The sequence below is a fragment of the Salinicola aestuarinus genome, from assembly GCF_003206645.1.
In the GTDB taxonomy this organism is placed as follows: Bacteria; Pseudomonadota; Gammaproteobacteria; order Pseudomonadales; family Halomonadaceae; genus Salinicola; species Salinicola aestuarinus.
Genome location: NZ_PZJP01000008.1, coordinates 322,426 through 340,860 on the forward strand (window position 1 = coordinate 322,426; position 18,435 = coordinate 340,860).

The window sequence follows — 18,435 nt, forward strand, 5'->3', positions numbered from 1 at the left end:
CCTCGAATCACTGGCTGTGAGTGTCTGGCATCAGCGCCGCGCGGAGCGCATCGGGCCAACGCATCGGTTTTAGACGCTGCGCATCGACGCAGGCAATATCGACAGTCGCTTCGCATAATGTATCCCCACCGTTGCGCACAGATTGCGTAAATTGCACGGAACAGGGTTTTATTTTCACGACCTCGGCGGTGGCGTCGAGTCGATCGTCCAACCGCGCAGGCCTGGCATACCGGCACTGCAGCGAGTGGACAACGAGCTGAACGCCAGATTCCAGCAGTTCACGCTGCCCGAAACCTTGCTCGCCCAGCCATTCGCTCCGCGCCCGCTCCATGAATTTCAGATAGTTGACGTAGTAGACGATGCCGCCGGCATCGGTGTCTTCAATGTAGACCTTGATCGGTAGACTGAATTCGCTCAAGTGGCGCCCCCCTCGAGACCGGGCGCGTTGTCATGCGGGACGATACCGAAATGCGCGTAGGCGGACTGCGTCACCACACGACCCCGTGCGGTGCGCATCATGAAGCCCTGCTGAATCAGGTAGGGCTCGATGACGTCCTCGATCGTGTCACGCTCTTCGCTGATCGCCGCCGCAAGGCTATCCACGCCGACCGGCCCGCCGTCGAACTTCTCGATCATCGCGAGCAGAAGACGGCGATCCATGTGATCGAGGCCGTGGCTGTCGACATTGAGCATATTCAGCGCTTGATCGGCGATCGCTGCGCTCAGCATGCCGTCGCCACGAACCTCAGCGAAATCCCGGACGCGCCGCAGCAGGCGATTGGCGATACGAGGCGTGCCGCGCGCTCGCCTGGCGATCTCGAGCGCGCCCTCGTGCTGCGACGGCACCCCGAGCAGGCGCGCGGAGCGCGTCACGATCTCGGTGAGCTCGTCGATGGCATAGAACTCAAGGCGCTGGACGATACCAAAACGGTCGCGCAGGGGCGACGTGAGCAGTCCGGCCCGGGTCGTAGCGCCGACCAGAGTGAATTGCGGCAAATCGAGTTTGATCGAGCGTGCTGCCGGGCCGTCACCGATCATGATGTCGAGCTGGAAGTCCTCCATCGCCGGATAGAGCACTTCCTCGACGGCGGACGGCAGTCGGTGGATCTCATCGATGAACAGCACGTCGCCGGGCTGCAGATTGGTCAGCATCGCTGCCAGATCGCCGGCACGCTCGAGCACGGGGCCGGAGGTCGACTTGATGTCGACGTCCATTTCGGCGGCGATGATGTTCGCAAGCGTTGTCTTACCCAGCCCCGGCGGGCCGAAGACCAGCGTGTGGTCGAGACTTTCGCCGCGATTGCGCGCCGCTCGAATAAAGATGTCGAGCTGCTCCCGGACCCGGGGCTGGCCGATGTAGTCTTCGAGTCGCCGCGGACGAATCGCATGGTCGACTTGCAGCTCGTCGGACTTGGGCTGCGCGGCAATGAGACGGTCAGGTTCGATCATGCGCGCTTATCCACCGGCCATCTGGCGGGCGAGCGCGGCCTTGATCAAGGCCTCGGTAGAGAGCGAATCGTCGAGCCCGGACAGCATTTTCGAGGCCTCCGTCGGCTTGTAACCCAGCGAGGTCAGCGCCGCTTCGGCGTCTGCCCGCGGATCGCTCGTTGTCGCAGCGGCCGCTTTGTTACCCTCAGCCGGCGGCTGCAGGAGATCATGGCGCTGTTGCCAATGCGGGAAGCGGTCCCGCATCTCGACGATCAGCCGCTCGGCGGTCTTTTTGCCGACACCTGGCAGCTTGGTCAGGGCCTGGCTATCCCCTTCCATGACACAGTTGACGAAGGCGTCACTGTCCATGCCGGAGAGTATCGCCAGCGCGAGCTTGGGGCCAACGCCGTTGACCTTGATCAGGGCGCGGAAGAGCTGGCGCTCCTCTTCATGACCAAAGCCATAGAGCAGGTGCGCATCCTCTCTCACACTCATGTGCGTATGCAGGCGCACCGTCCCACCCACTTCGGGCAGCGAGACGAGTGTGGTCATCGAGGTTTCGAGTTCATATCCGACGCCGTTGACGTCGATGACGATCCAGGGGGGATGTTTCTCGAGCAGGGTGCCGTACAGGCGTCCAATCATTCCATTTGTGCCCTTGCGTTGACGGCGTCCACTATACGCATCGCCCCATCGGCTGACTAGCGAGTCGACCAGGTGAGCGCAAACCCGCGCCACGTCGGCATTATGCGACTATTTTTTGCGACTACTCGGGGACGAAATCGCGCCACCGGTTGCCGGGCCCCGAACGCCGTCGAGACGATCGCGGCGCAGCGAGCTGTCCCTGGCGCGCGTAAGCATGTGTCAAGGCGATGGCCAGCGCGTCGGCGGCATCCTCAGGCGGCACCGCGTCCAACGACAGTAGCGCTGTCACCATGTGCTGAACCTGAGACTTCTCCGCTGCACCGCTGCCGGTGACCGCCTGCTTGATTTGACGTGCGGCATATTCGTGCACCGCGAGACCGTGATTGGCCGCACACACGATCGCCGTCCCGCGAGCCTGCCCCAGCTTGAGTGCCGAGTCCGGATTCTTGGCCATGAACACGCGCTCAATGGCGAATTCCGCCGGCCGGTAGCAACCGATCAGCTCGCTGACGCCGGCATAGACACGGGCGAGTTTTTGCGCCAGATCATCGCCGGCAATGCGAATACAGCCGCTGGCGATGTAACGCGGCTTGGCAGACACATCGATGACCCCGTAGCCGGTGACGCGGGAGCCGGGGTCAATACCCAGAAGAATCATCGCTAGCTCCTGAAATCACGCTGACCGACAAACGAAACCGGCGCCCTCGGGCGCCGGCATTCGAACGGTCTCGCGGGCGAGACAATCAGTCTATCAGGCCACGGCAACGGGTGACGCCAGCCATGCCCTGCGACGATCACTCGCCGCTGTCGGCGGGGGCTTCCGCCTTGGCTTTCTGACGCAGTCGAATATGCAGTTCGCGAAGCTGCTCGTTGCTTACCTCGCCCGGCGCATCGGTCATGGGATCGGCCGCGCTCTGAGTCTTGGGGAAGGCAATGACGTCGCGAATCGTGCGTGAGCCGGTCATCAGCATCACCAGACGGTCGAGACCGAACGCCAGGCCGCCGTGCGGCGGTGCGCCGTACTGCAGCGCATCGAGCAGGAAGCCGAACTTCTCTTCCGCTTCTGCCTTGCCGATCCCCAGGACTTCGAAGACCGCTCGCTGCATTGCCTGATCGTGGATACGGATCGAACCGCCGCCGAGTTCCGTCCCGTTGAGCACCATGTCGTACGCTCGGGAGAGCGCCGTCGCCGGCGAGTCGGCGAGCGCCTGCGGCGAGCACGAGGGGGCAGTGAACGGGTGGTGCAGCGCGTGCAACCGACCGTTGTCGTCCGCCTCGAACATCGGGAAGTCGACCACCCAAAGCGGCGCCCATTCGGCGGTGTAGAGATCGAGATCTTCACCGAGTTTCACACGCAGCGCGCCGATCGCTTCGTTCACGACCTGCGTCTTGTCGGCGCCGAAGAAGACGATGTCGCCGTCCTGGGCGCCCACACGATCGAGAAGCTCTTCGACGATGCCTTCCATGAATTTGACGATCGGCGACTGCAGCCCCTCGAGCCCTTTGGCCCGCTCGTTGACCTTGATCCAGGCCAGGCCCTTGGCACCGTAGATACCGACGAACTTGGTGTACGCGTCGATCTCCTTGCGCGAGAGCTTCGCCCCGCCACTGACCTTGAGCGCGGCGACACGGCCGTCGTCGGCGTTGGCCGGACCGGAGAAGACCTTGAAGTCCACCGACGACATCAGATCGTCGACGTCGACCAGCTCGAGCGGAATACGCAGATCCGGCTTGTCCGAGCCAAAGCGCTTCATCGCCTCGCTATAAGGCATGCGCGGAAACTCGGGCAGCGCAACATCGAGCACGTTGGCGAAGAGATCGCGCACCATGCGCTCGGTGATCTCCATGATGTCGCGCTCCTCGACGAACGAGGCCTCGATATCGATCTGGGTGAATTCCGGCTGACGGTCGGCGCGGAGGTCTTCATCGCGGAAGCACTTGGCGACCTGGTAGTAGCGGTCGAACCCGGACACCATCAACAGCTGCTTGAAAAGCTGCGGCGACTGCGGCAACGCGAAGAAATGGCCGCTGTGGGTGCGGCTCGGGACCAGATAGTCACGCGCCCCTTCCGGCGTCGCACGGGTCAGGATCGGTGTTTCGATATCCAGGAACCCTTCGCCCTCGAGATAAGCCCGCACGCTGTGCGTGATGCGCGAGCGCAGACGCAGCTTCTCGATCATCTCCGGGCGACGCAGGTCGACGTAGCGGTACTTGAGGCGAACCTCTTCCCCGACCTTGCCGTGCTCGTCGAGCTGGAACGGCGGCGTCGCCGCGGTGTTGAGAACCTCGACGTGCTTGGCCAGCACCTCGATCATGCCGGTGGGCATGTTGGGGTTCTGCGTCCCTTCGGGGCGAAGGCGAATACGCCCCTGGATGCGCAGCACGTACTCGCTGCGCGCGCGGTCCGCGTTGGCGAAGGCGTCTGCGGTATCGGGATCCACCACCACCTGAGCGATACCGTCACGATCACGCATGTCGAGGAAAATGACCCCACCGTGATCGCGGCGGCGATGCACCCACCCGCAAAGCGTGACTTCGTGATCGATCAATGACTCGTTCAACTGGCCGCAATAGTGACTGCGCATGCTGGATCCTGTTCTGTAAATGCTGTGTTAGGCCGAAGCCTTGCTCTCGCCGGATGCCGCCGGTGTCGATTTGGCGTCCGCCGGTTTGCTGTCCGTCTTGGCGGTGTCGCCGGAGGCGGACTTGCCCGCATCTCCGACCAGATTCTTCTTGCCGCCGGATTTGAAATCGGTCTCGTACCAGCCGCTGCCCGCAAGCCGGAATCCCGCCGCCGAGACGAGTCGCGTCAGCGACGCCTGCTCGCAGGAGGGACACTCGGTCAGCGGGGCGGCGCTGATCTTCTGCAGTTTCTCGAGTCGGTGACCGCAGGCTTTGCACTCGTATTCGTAAATGGGCATGGTTTCATCACTCAGTGGCAAAGAGAGATAGAGAGACACTCTGACCCCGTGCGGGAGCGCCCCGACGGTGCTCGCGTGATCGATGCCATCCCGACCACGCCATCTTCTCGACGCGCGGGAATTGTGACTCGCCGGGAACGACGCATTTTCCCACACGTTTGAAAGCCGCATAGTATAGCGTGCAGCGCCCGGTCACGGGCAATATTACCGGTCCACAAAACCGCTGTCGTCGATGGTGCCGATGCGGCGCGGTTCGAGACGACGAGACAGAGCCACAGGGATTAGGACAAATGCCATGAAAGCCGTTCTACTCGACGCCGCCACGCTGGGCGAAGGAATCGACCTCGAACCGATCCGCACGCTGGTCGACGAGCTCGACGTTCACGACCTGACATCACCCGAACAGTGCCGGGCTCGCCTGAAGGGCGCTCGCATCGCCCTCACCAACAAGGTGGTGATCGATGCCGAGCTGATCGACGATCTCCCTGACCTCGAGCTCATCTGCGTCATGGCGACCGGTACCAACAATATCGACACGCACGCCGCCGAAAGGCGCGGTATCGAAGTGCGCAATGTCACCGCCTACGGTACCGACAGCGTCGCTCAACACACCTTGATGCTGATGCTCGCTCTCGCCGCAAGGCTGCCGCGCTATCAGCAGGATCTTGCCAACGGCGCCTGGCAGCGCAGCGACATCTTCTGCCGCCTCGATCATCCCACGCTGCAGCTCGCCGGCAAGTCGCTCGTCATCGTGGGGAGCGGCGAGCTCGGCTCGGCGGTGGCGAAGCTCGCCGAGGCCTTCGGTATGCAAGTGACGTTCGCTGCCCGGCCGGGTAACGAGAAGGACGACTCGCGTCCGTCGCTGGCGTCGCTGCTCCCCACTCTCGACGTCTTGAGCCTGCACTGTCCGCTCACCGACGCAACACGCGGACTTATCGACGCCGACGCCTTTGGCGCCATGCGCCCCGAGGCGCTGCTGATCAACTGTGCCCGCGGCGGTATCATCGACGAACAGGCCGCCCTTGCGTCACTGCGTGCCGGTAAGCTCGGTGGTCTTGCCGTCGATAGTCTTCCCGTCGAGCCACCGCGCGAAGGGCACGCCCTGCTCGACGCGCTGGATCAGAATCTCAATCTCATCGTCACGCCGCATAACGCCTGGATCGCGCCAGAAGCCCGACAGTGCGTGGTGAGCCTGACCGCTGACAACCTCCGCGCCTGGAACGCTTGAGTATGACAGACATCGCCACCGCCACTGCGAGCGAAGCCAACGTCTCGGATTCATGGCCGAGGGTCTATAACTACGGCTCGATCAACATCGACTACGTCTACCGAGTGCCTCATCTGGTCCGGCCGGGTGAAACGCTCTCGAGCCGAAGCTTTCAGCGGGTGCTGGGCGGCAAAGGTGCCAACCAGTCACTGGCGCTCGCCCGTGCCGGCGGCGATGTTTCTCACTGGGGGCGGCTTGGCCAGAGCGATGAGTGGGCGCTTGAACCACTCGATCAGGCAGGGGTCGACACGACGCAGATCGAGCTCACGGCGGAGCCGAGCGGTCACGCGCTGATTCAGGTGGATGACGACGCGGAGAACGCGATCATTCTGTTCCCCGGCGCGAATCACGGGTTCAGTGAAGCGCACCACCACGCCCTGCTCGAGGCTACCCGCGTCGATAGCTGGCTGCTGATGCAGAACGAGTGCAACGATCCCGGCCGGATCATTCGTTTCGCCTCGGCAAAAGGGCTGTCGATCGCCTTCAACCCGGCGCCCCTCTCCGCCGAGGTTGCCTCGCTCCCCCTGGCGCTGTGTCGAATTCTCTTTTTGAACCGCGGGGAAGCCGCCGCACTGGTCGAGCGCGACGAGACAAGTGACGTCGACCAATTGCTCGGGACGCTGACCGAGCGCTTCCCGGACGTCGAGATCGTGCTGACACTGGGGCGCGACGGCGTCCGTTTCGCCCACGGCGAGACGCGACTTCGCGCCGGCGCGCACGAAGTCGACGCTTGCGACACCACGGCAGCCGGTGACACGTTCATCGGCTACTTCATGGCCGCGCGCCAGCGTGATGAAACCGTCGAGCAGGCCATTCGCCTGGCCAGTGCCGCGTCCGCCCTCTGCGTTCAGCAATCCGGTGCCGCGCCCAGCATTCCCGAGGCGGCCGACGTGGAGGCCGCGCTACGCGATCTACCGGCGCTCGCCGTCAGTGCCAACTGACGCGCCTCCGGCAATAGATCCAGGCACAACAGACTTCGCTGCAGCATTCTTTCTGCGTTATCGCCGCAGCGTCTACCGAGGTCGGCCACGATGCCCCCCGCCTCGACACTCGAAGACTCTTCAAAAGGACGTTTATGACTCACGCCATCATTTTCGACACCGATCCCGGCGTTGACGATGCACAGGCGATCGCTATCGCCTTGGCGCATCCCGACATCGAACTCCTCGGCATGACCACCACGTTTGGCAATGTCACCATCGATGTCGCGACCCACAATGCGCTGTTGCTCGCGGAGCTGGCGGAACAGCAGATCCCCGTGGCCCAGGGCGCTGCCGACCCGATGGTCAAGACGAAAAATCCGCCGCCGGGACACATTCACGGCGACAACGGTCTCGGTAACATTGCACTCCCGGAGACGACGACGCATGCCGTCTCGCAGAGCGCCCCGCAGTTCATCGTCGAGCAGGTCAATGCACGACCGGGCGAAGTGACGCTGGTCGCCGTGGGCCCATTGGGCAACCTGGCCGCCGCGCTTCAACTCGATCCGTCGCTACCCCGGAAGGTGAAGCAGGTCGTCGTCATGGGGGGCTCGATTCGCGAGGGGGGCAACGTGACCCCGGTCGCCGAAGCCAATATGTTCAACGACCCCCATGCTGCCGCCAGGGTGCTGCAGGCCGACTGGCCACTGGCGCTGGTCGGACTGGATGCCACGCATCGCTGCGTGCTCGACCCGGCCAGCATGGAAAAGATCGTCGCCGGACAGCCACGGCTCGGACGTATTCTTGGCGAGAGCTACGCATTCTATCGTCGGTTCTATCAGCAGGCACAGGGCATCGACGGCTGCTGCCCCCACGACAGCTGCGCGTTGGCCTGGCTGCTCCAGCCCGAGCTCTTCACCATCCAGGAAGGCTATCTGAGCGTGATCACCGACGGCCTCGCGGAGGGCCAGACCTTGCTGGCGCCGCTAAGCCGCGAGTTCGTCGATTCGCGCTGGTCGATCGGCGCGGCCAAGCAGGTGTGCATGGACGCGAACGGGCCGGCGGTCATCGAGTGGATCGTCGACACCCTCACCCGCAACGGTTAAACCTTAGAGATGCCAGCCAACGGTGCCTGATTCGCGGCACTACGCAAAAGCCGGCCTTCAGGGCCGGCTTCTTTGGGCTTGCTCGGCGTAGCGTCACGCCGTGGTGAAGCTCGAGGGGGCGGTAAATGTGGCGTCCTCGACGGTGACGTCCCACACGCTCGAGGCGGGCGACCCCTGCCAAAGCTGATCGATGAGTTCGGCGATCGCCGTCGCCTCGCCGCTGGCGATCACCTCGACGCAGCCGTCGTCGAGATTCAGCGCCTGGCCGGTGATCCCCCAGCGTTCGGCGTGACGACGGACGTGGTCACGATAGCTGACTCCCTGAACGCGGCCGCTCACCCGGGCCTTGATCCTTCGGTTGCTCATCGCTTGTCTCCTCTCTTCTAATCACTTCGTGCCGCACCCGCACCGCGGTATTACGCGTCAGGACCTCTCGCCCCTTCGATTCGACGTGACTGCGCGTGAATGCCGCGCCAAACAACAGGATCAGTGACGAGTAATAAACCCACAGCAGTACCAGCACCACCGACCCCGCCGCGCCGTAGGTCGAAGCCGTGGCAGTGTGTGCCAGGTAAGCCGCGATGGCGTTGCGTCCAATGATGAAGAGGATCGCGGTTACCACCGCGCCGAGTGCCACGTCACGGTAACTCAGCACGACATCCGGCAACACCTTGAAGATCGCCGCGAAGAACAGGGTGACCACGAGGATCGAGAGTATGAATTCGGCAAACGTCAGCAGCATCCCGCTACCAGGTATCCAGTCCACGGCATACTGAAACGTCGTGCGCAGAATGACGCCGAGGACCAGCGATACCAGCAGCACGAAACCGATTGCCAGCACAACGGTGAGCGAGAGCAATCGCTTCTTGGCGAAAAGAAAAATGCTATTGCGGTCGGGATTGGGTGCCACGTCCCAGATGGTATTGAGGGAAAACTGCATTTGACCGAATACTGTGGTCGCCCCGATCAACAGCGTCACGAAACCGGCAATGGTCGGAAAAAGCCCGGACGCCTGAATGCTCGATTGCGCGACAGCACTTTCGATGGCGCTGGCGGCGGACGCCCCCAGCGTGTCCTGAAGGCGCGTGACGATCTCACCGTGCGCGGCGTCCTCGCCGAGCCAAAATCCGACCACCGTCACGGCGATAATGACCGTGGGCGCCAGTGAAAACAGGGTATAGAACGCCAACGACCCGGCATAGCTGAACGCGTTGCGATCCAGCCATAGCTGGACGGCGTTCTTGATAACCTTGAACCAGTATTTAATGACGTTGGGCATCGATTCGGCATCCTTGGTGATATGGCGCCGCCATGCGAGGATGCCGGCAAATCGACGTCGGCCGCCACAATCGCTGCAGCGCCCCCTGAAGTCTAGCCGAAAACAGCGGGGCTCAAGATCTCATGTCCCGGGTGCACAGACCTGCGCGCCTGATCCCGCTGGCTGCCGATCAGGCACGCAGAAAATCGCTCGGCAGTTTCATCATTCGCCGCCAGAGTTTTTCCACCCCAGGCTTATGCACCAGCGAGCAGCGATAGAGCCGAATTTCCAGTGGGATATCCCAGCTCTCACCGGCCGCGCGCACCAGCTTACCGCTGACGAGCTCATCCCGGATGCAGAAGTCCGGAATCCAGGCGAGCCCCACTCCCTCGAGCGCCATCCCTTTGAGCCCCTCGGCCATCGCTGTCTCGTAGACAGTCTTCAGCCGCAGGCGGGCCGGCTCGTTTTTCAAAAGCATGCGGACGCTGCGGCCGAGAAAGGCGCCTTGGGTATACGCAAGGAAAGGAATCGAGCCGTCGCCGTCGAACGAAAACTTGGCCTCTCCGTTGGCGCGAGGCACGCTCACCGGGACCATCTTGACCTGACCAATGGAAAAGGAGGGGAAAATTTCCGCATCGAGCTGCATGGTAGCGTAGGGGTCATGGTAGGCGAGCATCAGATCGCACTTCCCCTCGCGCAGCACATGGATGGCATCCCCCACGTTCATTGCCACCAGCCGGGTCGGCAATTCGCCGACGCCCTTCTGCAGCCGCGAAATCCAACGCGGATAGAACGCCAACGCCAGCGAATGCGCAGCGACGATATCCAGCGCCTCGTCGTCCATCGCTAGGCCACGCAGGTGAGCCAGACTGTCGTTGAGCTGCTCGACCATCCCACGGGCCGTGACAAGAAACAGTTGCCCTTCCGGCGTCAGGCTGACCGGCGTCGTCGAACGGTCGACCAGCGTTGCTCCGACCGCTTGTTCCAGCGACCGAATGCGACGACTGAACGCCGGCTGTGTGACATGCCGCTGCCTCGCCGAGGCGGAAAAACTGCGCGAGTTGGCCAAGGCCACGAAATCCTCGAGCCACTTGGTTTCTAGATTCAAGACCGTCCCCAGTTCCGTACGCGGATTCTCGATGTTGTTAGCGGTCGCCAGCCGATCGCTACTGCACGGGCGACAGCAGATAGGTCGCCCGAGATACCACTTTGCGCCACAGTGGTCGTTCGGCGAGCTCGCGCTCGGTCACCTGGCGGCTTACCGAGAAGTCCTGTGCGAGCATGGCATGAACTTCAGCGGCAAACGTCTTGTCCGGCACGTAGGCGGTCACCTCGAAGTTAAGCCGGAAAGAGCGGTTGTCCAGATTGACCGTGCCCACCATGGCGGTGTGGTCGTCGACGAGCAACGTCTTCTGATGAAGGAAGCCCGGCTGATAGCGATAGATCTTGACGCCGTTGCGAATCATCTCCGGCAGAAACGCGAAAGCGGAGAGAAATACCAGCAGATGATCGGGCCGCTCCGGGATCAGCACACGCACGTCGACGCCGCGCAGTGCAGCCAGCGTCAATGCATCCTGAACGCCGTGGTCGGGAACGAAATAGGGGCTGGTCACCCAAAGGCGCTCCCGCGCCCCGTGAATGGCATGCTGGATCAACAGGCTGGCCGTTTCTCGCCCGTCAGCCGGGCCCGAGGGCACGATCGCCACGTGCTGGGAAGCATCGGGAATGTCATGGGTAATCCAGTGCAATGCGAGAATGTCGCCGGTGGCCCAGTACCAGTCTTCCCAGAACGCTTCCTGCAGTGCGAGTACGCTCGGCCCCTGTAGTCTGAGATGCGTGTCGCGCCAGGGGCCATAGCGTTCGACGCGCCCCAGATATTCGTCCGCCACATTGAGGCCACCGGTCCAGCCGACCCGGCCGTCGACCACCAGAATCTTGCGGTGATTGCGGAAATTGATCTGGAACCGATGACGCCACCAGCCGCGGGAAGAGTTGAACGCCGTGACGCGAACGCCGGCGTCTTCAAGGTCCCGAAGATAGCCACCCGGGAGCCCTCGGCTGCCGATCTCGTCGTAGAGAAAATAGACATTGATACCGTGTTCGGCCTGCCGGATAAGCCTTCGCTTGAAAGCCATACCGATCTCGTCGGCACGAACGATGAAGAACTGGACGAGGATGTAGTCCTCGGCCTGGTCGATGCCCTCGAAAAGGCTATCGAATGCGGCCTCGCCATCGATCAACAGGTCGACTCGATTGCCGCGCGTCATTGGCATCATTGCCAGTTGCTCGACGGCGCGGATGCGACCACTCACCGAGTCGGGACGCGAAACGTAGGTCTCCATGTGACCCCGATAGCGCTGAAGCACCTGGCGCAGAACGGTGTCACGCTCTCCCCTCGCCGAGACGTAGCCGTAGAACCTCGGGCGCCCGAAGGTCCAGAAGATTGGCACGCTGAAATAGGGGAAGGAGATCAAGGTGACGATCCAGGCAACCGCCCCCTGTGAGGTGCGACTCGACATGAGCGCGACGATGGCGGTAAGCACCCCGGCGATATGCGAGATCACCAGAAACGTGCCGATGAGCCAGCTCATGTCTGTCATTCCCTGTACGCTCGCGGCATGCCTGGCTCCTTGGCAATTTGCTGTGTCAAAGCAACATCATACCCAAAAAAACCAGGCGCCCCACAGGGCGCCTGGCGCATCACGCTTCGTCCTGGGTCAAGGGCCTGCCCACGCACCATGATTCACGGCGACGGCAGCTCGACCTCAGAGTCGCTCAGCGATGATCTCTTTCCACTTGGCCGGGCCGGTCTGATGGACCGAGTCACCCAGGTGGTCTACCGCCACGGTTACCGGCATGTCTTCCACCTCGAATTCGTAGATTGCCTCCATGCCAAGATCATCGAAGGCCACGACCTCGGCCTTTTTGATCGCCTGGGCTACCAGATAGGCCGCGCCACCCACGGCCATCAGGTAGACCGCCTGGTTGTCGCGAATGGCCTCAATGGCCAGCGGGCCGCGCTCTGCCTTGCCGACCATGCCGAGTAGACCGGTGCTTTCGAGCAGCGTTCGTGTGAACTTGTCCATTCGCGTTGCCGTGGTCGGACCGGCAGGACCCACGACTTCGTCACCAACAGGGTCGACCGGACCCACGTAGTAGATAAAGCGGTTCTTGAGATCCACCGGCAGCGGCTCGCCCTTTGCCAGCATATCGACCATCCGCTTGTGAGCCGCATCACGACCGGTCAGCAATTTGCCGGAGAGCAGGACGGTGTCGCCCGGTTGCCACTCGCGCACTGCTTCCGGCGTCAGGTTGTCGAGGTCGACCCGGCGAACGCCCTCGCCCACCTCCCAGGTGATCTCGGGCCAGTCGTCGAGTTTGGGCGCCGGCAGTTCGGCAGGCCCCGTGCCATCGAGCGTGAAGTGCACGTGACGCGTTGCCGCGCAGTTGGGGATGATCGCCACCGGCTTGTTGGCCGCATGGGTGGGATAATCCTTCACCTTGATATCCAGCACCGTGGTGAGTCCGCCGAGCCCCTGCGCCCCGATGCCGGTCTGGTTGACCTTGTCGAACAGTTCGAGCCTGAGCGTCTCGGCACGGTTGCTGGCGCCCCGATCCTTCAGAGCCTGAATGTCGATCGGGTCGAGCAGCGATTCCTTGGCCAGCTCCATCGCCTTCTCCGCGGTGCCGCCAATACCGATTCCCAGCATGCCCGGCGGGCACCAGCCCGCTCCCATCTTGGGCAGTTGCTCCAGCACCCAATCGACGACGTTGTCGGACGGGTTGAGCATCGCGAACTTGGATTTCGCTTCACTACCGCCACCCTTCGCGGCCACGTGGATCTCGACCGTATCCCCCGGCACCAACTTGTGATGAATGATCGCCGGCGTATTGTCCCCGGTGTTGCGTCGCGCGCCGTCCGGATCGGCAAGCACCGACGCGCGCAGCACGTTTTCCGGCAGCGTGTAGGCGCGTCGTACGCCCTCGTTGACCATATCGTCGAGACTGCTGTTGGTTTCCCAGCGCACATTCATGCCGACGTGAACGAAAACCGTAACGATGCCGGTGTCCTGACAGATCGGGCGGTGCCCGGTTGCACACATGCGTGAATTGATCAGGATCTGGGCAATGGCATCCCGCGCTGCCGGGTTTTCTTCCCGTTCGTAGGCGGCGTGCATGGCATCAATGAAGTCTTTGGGATGGTAGTACGAGATGTACTGCAGTGCGTCGGTCACGCTCTGGACAAGATCCTGCTCACGGATCACGGTCATGCTCGGGCTCTCCTTCAGGTCACGGACGGCTCATATTGTCACTTTCTGCGAGCCGGAAACGTCAGCGTTCATATTTTACGGCATTGAATACCGAGTTTCTTATTCGGATCAAATTCAGTGGAAAAAAGATAACGGTATAAAGTTTATCGATTAAATCACCCCGGAATCTGCTTAATCGGGTTGGCAGCGCGGACAGCGGTACAGTCGACGCGAGGCGATCGTTTCTTTGATGATCACGCTGCCACAGGCATGGCAGGCAAGCCCTGCTCGATTGAACACGGCATGTCGCCAACGCGCTCGCGGCGCACCGGCGCGTTGGAGGACTTCTCGCCAGACGGGCCGGTTGGTCACCCCCGCCTCGCGGTAGGCCTGGTGAGTGATGTCCAGTATCTCCTCCGCCAGCCGCCAGCGTTGAACCTGGCTGAGATCACTCGCCCGCTTTCTTGGCGCCACTCCCGCATAGAAAAGAATTTCCGAGCGCAGGTAGTTACCGATACCGGCGTAGAAATGCTGGTCGAGTAGCAGTCCACCCAGTCCCCGGCGGCGGAATGTCGACGTATCCAGGCGCTCGACAATCTGCGTGACTGTGACGTCATGGGTGAGAAGATCCGGCCCCAAGCGAGCAAGAAACGGCTGTTGAGGGAGCGTCTCGCGACGCCATAGCGAGATGTCCGATGCACTGTAGAGGCTCGCGACATGAGTACTGGTTTCGAGCTGTGCGCGCAGTACCCGACGCGTTCGGGGCGACTGCCCTGCCCGATGAATTCGCCACACGCCGTAGAGCTGATTGTGGGAGTACAGAACACGGCCGCAATCGAACGTGATCAGTAATGCCTTCCCCCAGCTGTCCACTGCGATCACCCGGCTCTCGGAAAGCGTCTTGGCGTAAGCTTCAAGTGCCGGGTAGGCAAACCAGACCTGCCTCAAGGGAGCATCGACCAGCACCTTACCGAGTCGATCGGCGACTCTACGTATTTCCGGACCTTCGGGCATTCCCTCTCCTTGAGTCAGCCAGCGGAAAGAACAACCGAATTCAGCCGAGTTCGAGCAGGCGCGCCTTGAGCGTTTGCGTCTGGTCACGCAGCTTGGCCGCGCGTTCGAACTCTAGGTTCTGTGCCGCCTCGTGCATCTTGTCCTCGAGCTTGCCGATCTCCTTGGAGAGTTGCGTGGTGTTCATCTCTCGCAGCGCCTCCGCGGTATATTCACCCGCGGCCTCGCCCACTAGCTGCTCGGTTCGCTTGCGACCGCCCTTGCGCCCCGGCGCCTGCGCCCCTTCCATGATGTCGGCCACCGACTTGGTCACCGTCTGAGGCGTGATTCCGTGCGCTTCGTTGTGGGCAATCTGCTTGGTGCGCCGTCTCTCGGTCTCGTCCATGGCGCGCCGCATCGAATCGGTGATCCGGTCGCCGTAGAGAATTGCCTTGCCGTGAGCGTTTCGCGCCGCTCGGCCGATGGTCTGGATCAGCGAGCGCTCGGCACGCAGGAACCCTTCCTTGTCGGCATCGAGAATTGCCACCAGCGATACCTCGGGAATATCCAGGCCCTCACGAAGCAGGTTGATGCCAACGAGCACGTCGAACTTGCCCAGACGCAGATCGCGAAGGATTTCGACGCGTTCGACGGTATCGATGTCCGAGTGCAGATAACGGACCCGTACGTCGTGCTCGTCGAGATATTCGGTCAGGTCTTCTGCCATCCGCTTGGTCAGGGTGGTGACCAGGACCCGCTCCCCAACCTCGACGCGAAGACGAATTTCCGAAAGGAGGTCGTCGACCTGCGTGGACGCGGGTCGCACCTCGATTTCCGGATCGACCAGCCCCGTCGGGCGGACCACCTGCTCGACCACCTGTCCGGCATGATCGGCCTCGTAGTTGCCCGGTGTCGCAGAAACGAACACCGTCTGGGGGATGATGCCTTCCCACTCCTCGAACTTCATCGGCCGGTTGTCCAGCGCCGAGGGCAACCGGAAACCGTATTCGACCAGCGTTTCCTTGCGTGAGCGATCGCCCTTGTACATGCCACCAACCTGAGAAACGCTGACGTGGGACTCGTCGATGAACAGCAGCGCGTCGTCCGGCAGATAGTCGAAGAAGGTCGGCGGCGCTTGCCCGGGATCGCGCCCGGAAAGGTAGCGTGAGTAGTTCTCGATCCCATTGCAGTAGCCGAGCTCCAGCATCATCTCGATGTCGTAAAGCGTGCGCTGCTCGAGCCGCTGTGCTTCCACCAGACGCTCATGGTTGCGCAGATACTCGAGGCGGTCCGCCAGCTCCTGCTTGATCGAATCGATGGCGCCGAGAATCGTATCGCGGGGCGTGACGTAGTGCGTCTTGGGGTAGATGGTCATGCGCGGTACCTTGCCACGCACCTCCCCGGTCAGCGGGTCGAAGAGACGAATCGAGTCGATTTCGTCGCCGAAGAGCTCGACGCGAACCCCCTCGTCTTCTGCATCCGCCGGAAAGATGTCGATGACATCGCCTCGCACACGATACGTACCGCGGCGGAAATCGGCGTCATTGCGCGTGTACTGGAGCTCCGCCAGGCGGCGAAGAAAGCTGCGCTGATCGATCTGCTCACCGCGATTGAAGTGCAGTCGCATCTTCATGTACTGCTGCGGATCGCCAAGACCGTAAATCGCCGACACGGACACCACGATCAGGGCATCGCGCCGCTCCAGCAGTGCCTTGGTCGCCGACAACCGCATCTGCTCGATGTGGTCGTTGATCGACGCATCCTTCTCGATGAAGGTATCCGAGGACGGCACATAGGCTTCGGGCTGGTAGTAGTCGTAGTAAGAGACGAAGTACTCGACGGCGTTATCAGGGAAGAAACTCTTGAATTCTCCGTAGAGCTGGGCCGCCAGTGTCTTGTTGGGCGCCAGCACGATGGTCGGACGCTGCAGCCGCTCAACCACGTTGGCCATGGTGAAGGTCTTGCCCGAGCCGGTGACGCCGAGCAACGTCTGGTGCGATAGGCCGGCACTCAGGCCTTTGATCAACCCCTCGATGGCGGCGGGCTGATCGCCGGCGGGCTGATAGTTCGACTGAATCTTGAAAGGTTTTTCCATGCTCATTAGTTAGGGTCCAAACCGTTGGTCTTCAAGAACGCCGAAAGAAAAAACCGAAGGATCGGAGGCCGTTGACCGCCTCCGACCGTCACCCTCATCAGCGTGCGGCGTAGCCGCCGTTGAGCGCAGCCACGGCTTCGATGAGCGCAGCACGACTCGCGTTGCCGTCCACTTCCGCCCAATCACGGCCGATATCGACGGTCTCAACGCCGTCAACCATCATCAACGCGGTGGTCACCCGGTTGAGATCCTCAGGTGTAGAGAGCCCCTCTAGGGCGAGATTGATCTGTGACATGCTGGTCTCACTTGAAATAGCGACGAGCGATGGGCTCGCCGGATTGAAAACGACTCACCAGAATAGCACGCCGGCTCTGGCCTGCCCGGAGAGACGCCGGCTGTTGCAATGCGCGGCTTTCGCCACCATCTGGTGGATCAACGAGCCGCAACGACTCAACACTTGACGGGAGACAGCCGAATGAACGACTGGATGGCGCATCTCAAGGCACAGCAGGGTGTCCTGGAAAATGGCCACGACTGGCGCTTCCCGACGGACGAGGATCTCGAGCCAGCGACGACTGCCTGGCTCTCTCCCCTTAGCCACCTCACAATCCTCGAGTGTGAAGGGGCAGATGCCGCCCGCTTTTTGCAGGGACAGATGAGTGCCAACGTCGAGCACGCTGATGGACGTTTCGCCCCCCTTACGGCATTCTCGACGCCGAAAGGGCGAATGCTGGCCAATGCCGAAGTGCTCAAGGTCGCCGAGAATCGCTACTGGCTACTACTGGCCACATCCCTGGCCGAACCGCTGTCACAACAGCTGAACAAGTTTGCCCCTTTCTACAAGACGACCCTCACGCGGCGCGATGACATCGTGCTTATCGGCCTGGTAGGCGAGCCGATGTCGATGTCCCAGACCGAGCTTCCCGACCTGCCGACAAACGCCTGGCAGATGAGCCAGAACAAGACGGCACTGGCGCTACGCCAGCCCGGGCCGCGCCCCCGATGGCTCCTTGCACTCGATGAAGCGAGTGCCATCGAGCAGTGGAACCGCCTGGCGGTCGACCTACCCGTGGCCGGCAACCGCCTCTGGAAGCGAGAAGATATCGACGCAGGTCTTGCCTGGCTGGACGCGGCGCGTCTCGATAGCTACCTGCCGCAAATGCTCAATTGGGAAGCGCTGGGCGGCGTCAGCTTTCGCAAGGGCTGCTACACCGGTCAGGAAATCGTGGCGCGGGCGCACTTTCGTGGCCAGGTGAAGCGCCGCCTGCAGATCGCCACGCTTTGCGAGGCGACGCCACCGTTGCCGGGTACCGAGATTCGAGACGCCGATGGCAAGCGCGTGGGCGAGCTGTTTCAAGCGATCGTGAAGACTACCGGCGACGCATGCCACGCTCTGGTGATTCTCAACACCGGCAAAGAGGCGGAGCCGCTCTCTCTCGAGGGGCGAGCGCTGACCATCGAGCCCCTGCCCTACCCGCTCGAGAGGCTTGACCCTGAGACCCTGGTCGACGCCTGAGCGGAGGCTCCCCTTTTGGCATCACCAAGGCCACTGACG

The 18,435-nt window shown here is 62.2% G+C and carries 18 protein-coding genes; 4 read left to right on the forward strand and 14 right to left on the reverse strand.

The window, feature by feature from the left end:
- Positions 1-7 precede the first annotated feature (7 nt).
- The 6 genes from ybgC to DOM41_RS13475 all read right to left on the reverse strand — a co-directional run bounded on the left by ybgC (position 8) and on the right by DOM41_RS13475 (position 4,994).
- A complete protein-coding gene (gene ybgC, locus DOM41_RS13450; protein ID WP_110687364.1) occupies positions 8-418 on the reverse strand; it encodes a tol-pal system-associated acyl-CoA thioesterase in 411 nt (136 codons plus the stop codon).
- Positions 415-1,449 carry a Holliday junction branch migration DNA helicase RuvB gene (ruvB, locus tag DOM41_RS13455; RefSeq protein ID WP_110687365.1) on the reverse strand — a complete coding sequence of 345 codons (1,035 nt, stop codon included), beginning with the start codon at positions 1,447-1,449 and terminating at the stop codon, positions 415-417. Before ruvB ends, ybgC begins: the two co-directional genes overlap by 4 nt.
- 6 nt (positions 1,450-1,455) lie before the next feature.
- Positions 1,456-2,073 (reverse strand): Holliday junction branch migration protein RuvA, encoded by a 618-nt coding sequence (gene ruvA / locus DOM41_RS13460; RefSeq protein ID WP_110687366.1) that lies wholly within the window; start codon positions 2,071-2,073, stop codon positions 1,456-1,458.
- A 121-nt stretch (positions 2,074-2,194) separates the two neighbouring features.
- Positions 2,195-2,731, reverse strand: a complete 537-nt coding sequence (gene ruvC / locus DOM41_RS13465) for a crossover junction endodeoxyribonuclease RuvC (protein WP_110687367.1) — start codon at positions 2,729-2,731, stop codon at positions 2,195-2,197.
- Between the two features lie 136 nt (positions 2,732-2,867).
- Positions 2,868-4,658 (reverse strand): aspartate--tRNA ligase, encoded by a 1,791-nt coding sequence (gene aspS / locus DOM41_RS13470; RefSeq protein ID WP_110687368.1) that lies wholly within the window; start codon positions 4,656-4,658, stop codon positions 2,868-2,870.
- Positions 4,659-4,685: 27 nt separating this feature from the next.
- Positions 4,686-4,994 (reverse strand): FmdB family zinc ribbon protein, encoded by a 309-nt coding sequence (locus DOM41_RS13475; RefSeq protein WP_110687369.1) that lies wholly within the window; start codon positions 4,992-4,994, stop codon positions 4,686-4,688.
- A 295-nt stretch (positions 4,995-5,289) separates the two neighbouring features.
- On the opposite strand from DOM41_RS13475, the gene DOM41_RS13480 reads away from it, so the two are divergent.
- The 3 genes from DOM41_RS13480 to DOM41_RS13490 all read left to right on the forward strand — a co-directional run bounded on the left by DOM41_RS13480 (position 5,290) and on the right by DOM41_RS13490 (position 8,287).
- On the forward strand, positions 5,290-6,222 hold the full coding sequence (locus DOM41_RS13480; RefSeq protein ID WP_110687370.1) for a D-2-hydroxyacid dehydrogenase: 933 nt from the start codon (positions 5,290-5,292) through the stop codon (positions 6,220-6,222).
- Positions 6,223-6,224: 2 nt separating this feature from the next.
- Complete coding sequence (locus DOM41_RS13485) at positions 6,225-7,202, forward strand: ribokinase (protein WP_110687371.1); 978 nt, start codon at positions 6,225-6,227, stop codon at positions 7,200-7,202.
- Between the two features lie 134 nt (positions 7,203-7,336).
- Positions 7,337-8,287 (forward strand): nucleoside hydrolase, encoded by a 951-nt coding sequence (locus DOM41_RS13490; RefSeq protein WP_110687372.1) that lies wholly within the window; start codon positions 7,337-7,339, stop codon positions 8,285-8,287.
- 93 nt (positions 8,288-8,380) lie between these two features.
- On the opposite strand, the gene DOM41_RS13495 is transcribed toward DOM41_RS13490, so the two are convergent.
- The 8 genes from DOM41_RS13495 to DOM41_RS13530 all read right to left on the reverse strand — a co-directional run bounded on the left by DOM41_RS13495 (position 8,381) and on the right by DOM41_RS13530 (position 17,175).
- The gene (locus DOM41_RS13495; protein WP_110687373.1) at positions 8,381-8,653 is read right to left on the reverse strand and encodes an acylphosphatase; all 273 of its coding nucleotides are present in this window, start codon (positions 8,651-8,653) and stop codon (positions 8,381-8,383) included.
- Positions 8,592-9,566, reverse strand: a complete 975-nt coding sequence (locus DOM41_RS13500) for a YihY/virulence factor BrkB family protein (RefSeq protein ID WP_110687374.1) — start codon at positions 9,564-9,566, stop codon at positions 8,592-8,594. Before DOM41_RS13500 ends, DOM41_RS13495 begins: the two co-directional genes overlap by 62 nt.
- A gap of 169 nt (positions 9,567-9,735) precedes the next feature.
- Positions 9,736-10,653 carry a LysR family transcriptional regulator gene (locus DOM41_RS13505; RefSeq protein ID WP_110687375.1) on the reverse strand — a complete coding sequence of 306 codons (918 nt, stop codon included), beginning with the start codon at positions 10,651-10,653 and terminating at the stop codon, positions 9,736-9,738.
- Between the two features lie 58 nt (positions 10,654-10,711).
- A complete protein-coding gene (gene cls, locus DOM41_RS13510; protein WP_110687376.1) occupies positions 10,712-12,145 on the reverse strand; it encodes a cardiolipin synthase in 1,434 nt (477 codons plus the stop codon).
- 165 nt (positions 12,146-12,310) lie between these two features.
- Positions 12,311-13,816 (reverse strand): fumarate hydratase, encoded by a 1,506-nt coding sequence (locus DOM41_RS13515; RefSeq protein WP_110687377.1) that lies wholly within the window; start codon positions 13,814-13,816, stop codon positions 12,311-12,313.
- 171 nt (positions 13,817-13,987) lie between these two features.
- Entirely contained in the window at positions 13,988-14,809 is an 822-nt protein-coding gene (gene nei / locus DOM41_RS13520; RefSeq protein WP_110687378.1) for an endonuclease VIII, read from the reverse strand.
- Between the two features lie 40 nt (positions 14,810-14,849).
- Positions 14,850-16,880: an excinuclease ABC subunit UvrB gene (uvrB, locus tag DOM41_RS13525; protein WP_110687644.1), complete on the reverse strand. Its 2,031-nt coding sequence runs from the start codon at positions 16,878-16,880 to the stop codon at positions 14,850-14,852.
- 97 nt (positions 16,881-16,977) lie between these two features.
- Complete coding sequence (locus tag DOM41_RS13530) at positions 16,978-17,175, reverse strand: hypothetical protein (protein ID WP_110687379.1); 198 nt, start codon at positions 17,173-17,175, stop codon at positions 16,978-16,980.
- A gap of 180 nt (positions 17,176-17,355) precedes the next feature.
- Between DOM41_RS13530 and ygfZ the strand changes: the two genes are divergently transcribed.
- Positions 17,356-18,396, forward strand: coding sequence for a CAF17-like 4Fe-4S cluster assembly/insertion protein YgfZ (ygfZ, locus tag DOM41_RS13535; RefSeq protein ID WP_110687380.1), 1,041 nt, complete (start codon positions 17,356-17,358; stop codon positions 18,394-18,396).
- The last annotated feature ends 39 nt before the right edge of the window (positions 18,397-18,435 follow it).

Excerpts from the sequence above, each read along its gene's own strand:
- ruvB (WP_110687365.1), bottom strand. The coding sequence starts at position 1,449 with ATGATCGAACCTGACCGTCTCATTGCCGCGCAGCCCAAGTCCGACGAG.
- ruvA (WP_110687366.1), bottom strand. The coding sequence starts at position 2,073 with ATGATTGGACGCCTGTACGGCACCCTGCTCGAGAAACATCCCCCCTGG.
- ruvC (WP_110687367.1), bottom strand. The coding sequence starts at position 2,731 with ATGATTCTTCTGGGTATTGACCCCGGCTCCCGCGTCACCGGCTACGGG.
- aspS (WP_110687368.1), bottom strand. The coding sequence starts at position 4,658 with ATGCGCAGTCACTATTGCGGCCAGTTGAACGAGTCATTGATCGATCAC.
- DOM41_RS13475 (WP_110687369.1), bottom strand. The coding sequence starts at position 4,994 with ATGCCCATTTACGAATACGAGTGCAAAGCCTGCGGTCACCGACTCGAG.
- DOM41_RS13480 (WP_110687370.1), top strand. The coding sequence starts at position 5,290 with ATGAAAGCCGTTCTACTCGACGCCGCCACGCTGGGCGAAGGAATCGAC.
- DOM41_RS13485 (WP_110687371.1), top strand. The coding sequence starts at position 6,225 with ATGACAGACATCGCCACCGCCACTGCGAGCGAAGCCAACGTCTCGGAT.
- DOM41_RS13490 (WP_110687372.1), top strand. The coding sequence starts at position 7,337 with ATGACTCACGCCATCATTTTCGACACCGATCCCGGCGTTGACGATGCA.
- DOM41_RS13495 (WP_110687373.1), bottom strand. The coding sequence starts at position 8,653 with ATGAGCAACCGAAGGATCAAGGCCCGGGTGAGCGGCCGCGTTCAGGGA.
- DOM41_RS13500 (WP_110687374.1), bottom strand. The coding sequence starts at position 9,566 with ATGCCCAACGTCATTAAATACTGGTTCAAGGTTATCAAGAACGCCGTC.
- cls (WP_110687376.1), bottom strand. The coding sequence starts at position 12,145 with ATGACAGACATGAGCTGGCTCATCGGCACGTTTCTGGTGATCTCGCAT.
- DOM41_RS13515 (WP_110687377.1), bottom strand. The coding sequence starts at position 13,816 with ATGACCGTGATCCGTGAGCAGGATCTTGTCCAGAGCGTGACCGACGCA.
- nei (WP_110687378.1), bottom strand. The coding sequence starts at position 14,809 with ATGCCCGAAGGTCCGGAAATACGTAGAGTCGCCGATCGACTCGGTAAG.
- uvrB (WP_110687644.1), bottom strand. The coding sequence starts at position 16,880 with ATGGAAAAACCTTTCAAGATTCAGTCGAACTATCAGCCCGCCGGCGAT.
- DOM41_RS13530 (WP_110687379.1), bottom strand. The coding sequence starts at position 17,175 with ATGTCACAGATCAATCTCGCCCTAGAGGGGCTCTCTACACCTGAGGAT.
- ygfZ (WP_110687380.1), top strand. The coding sequence starts at position 17,356 with ATGAACGACTGGATGGCGCATCTCAAGGCACAGCAGGGTGTCCTGGAA.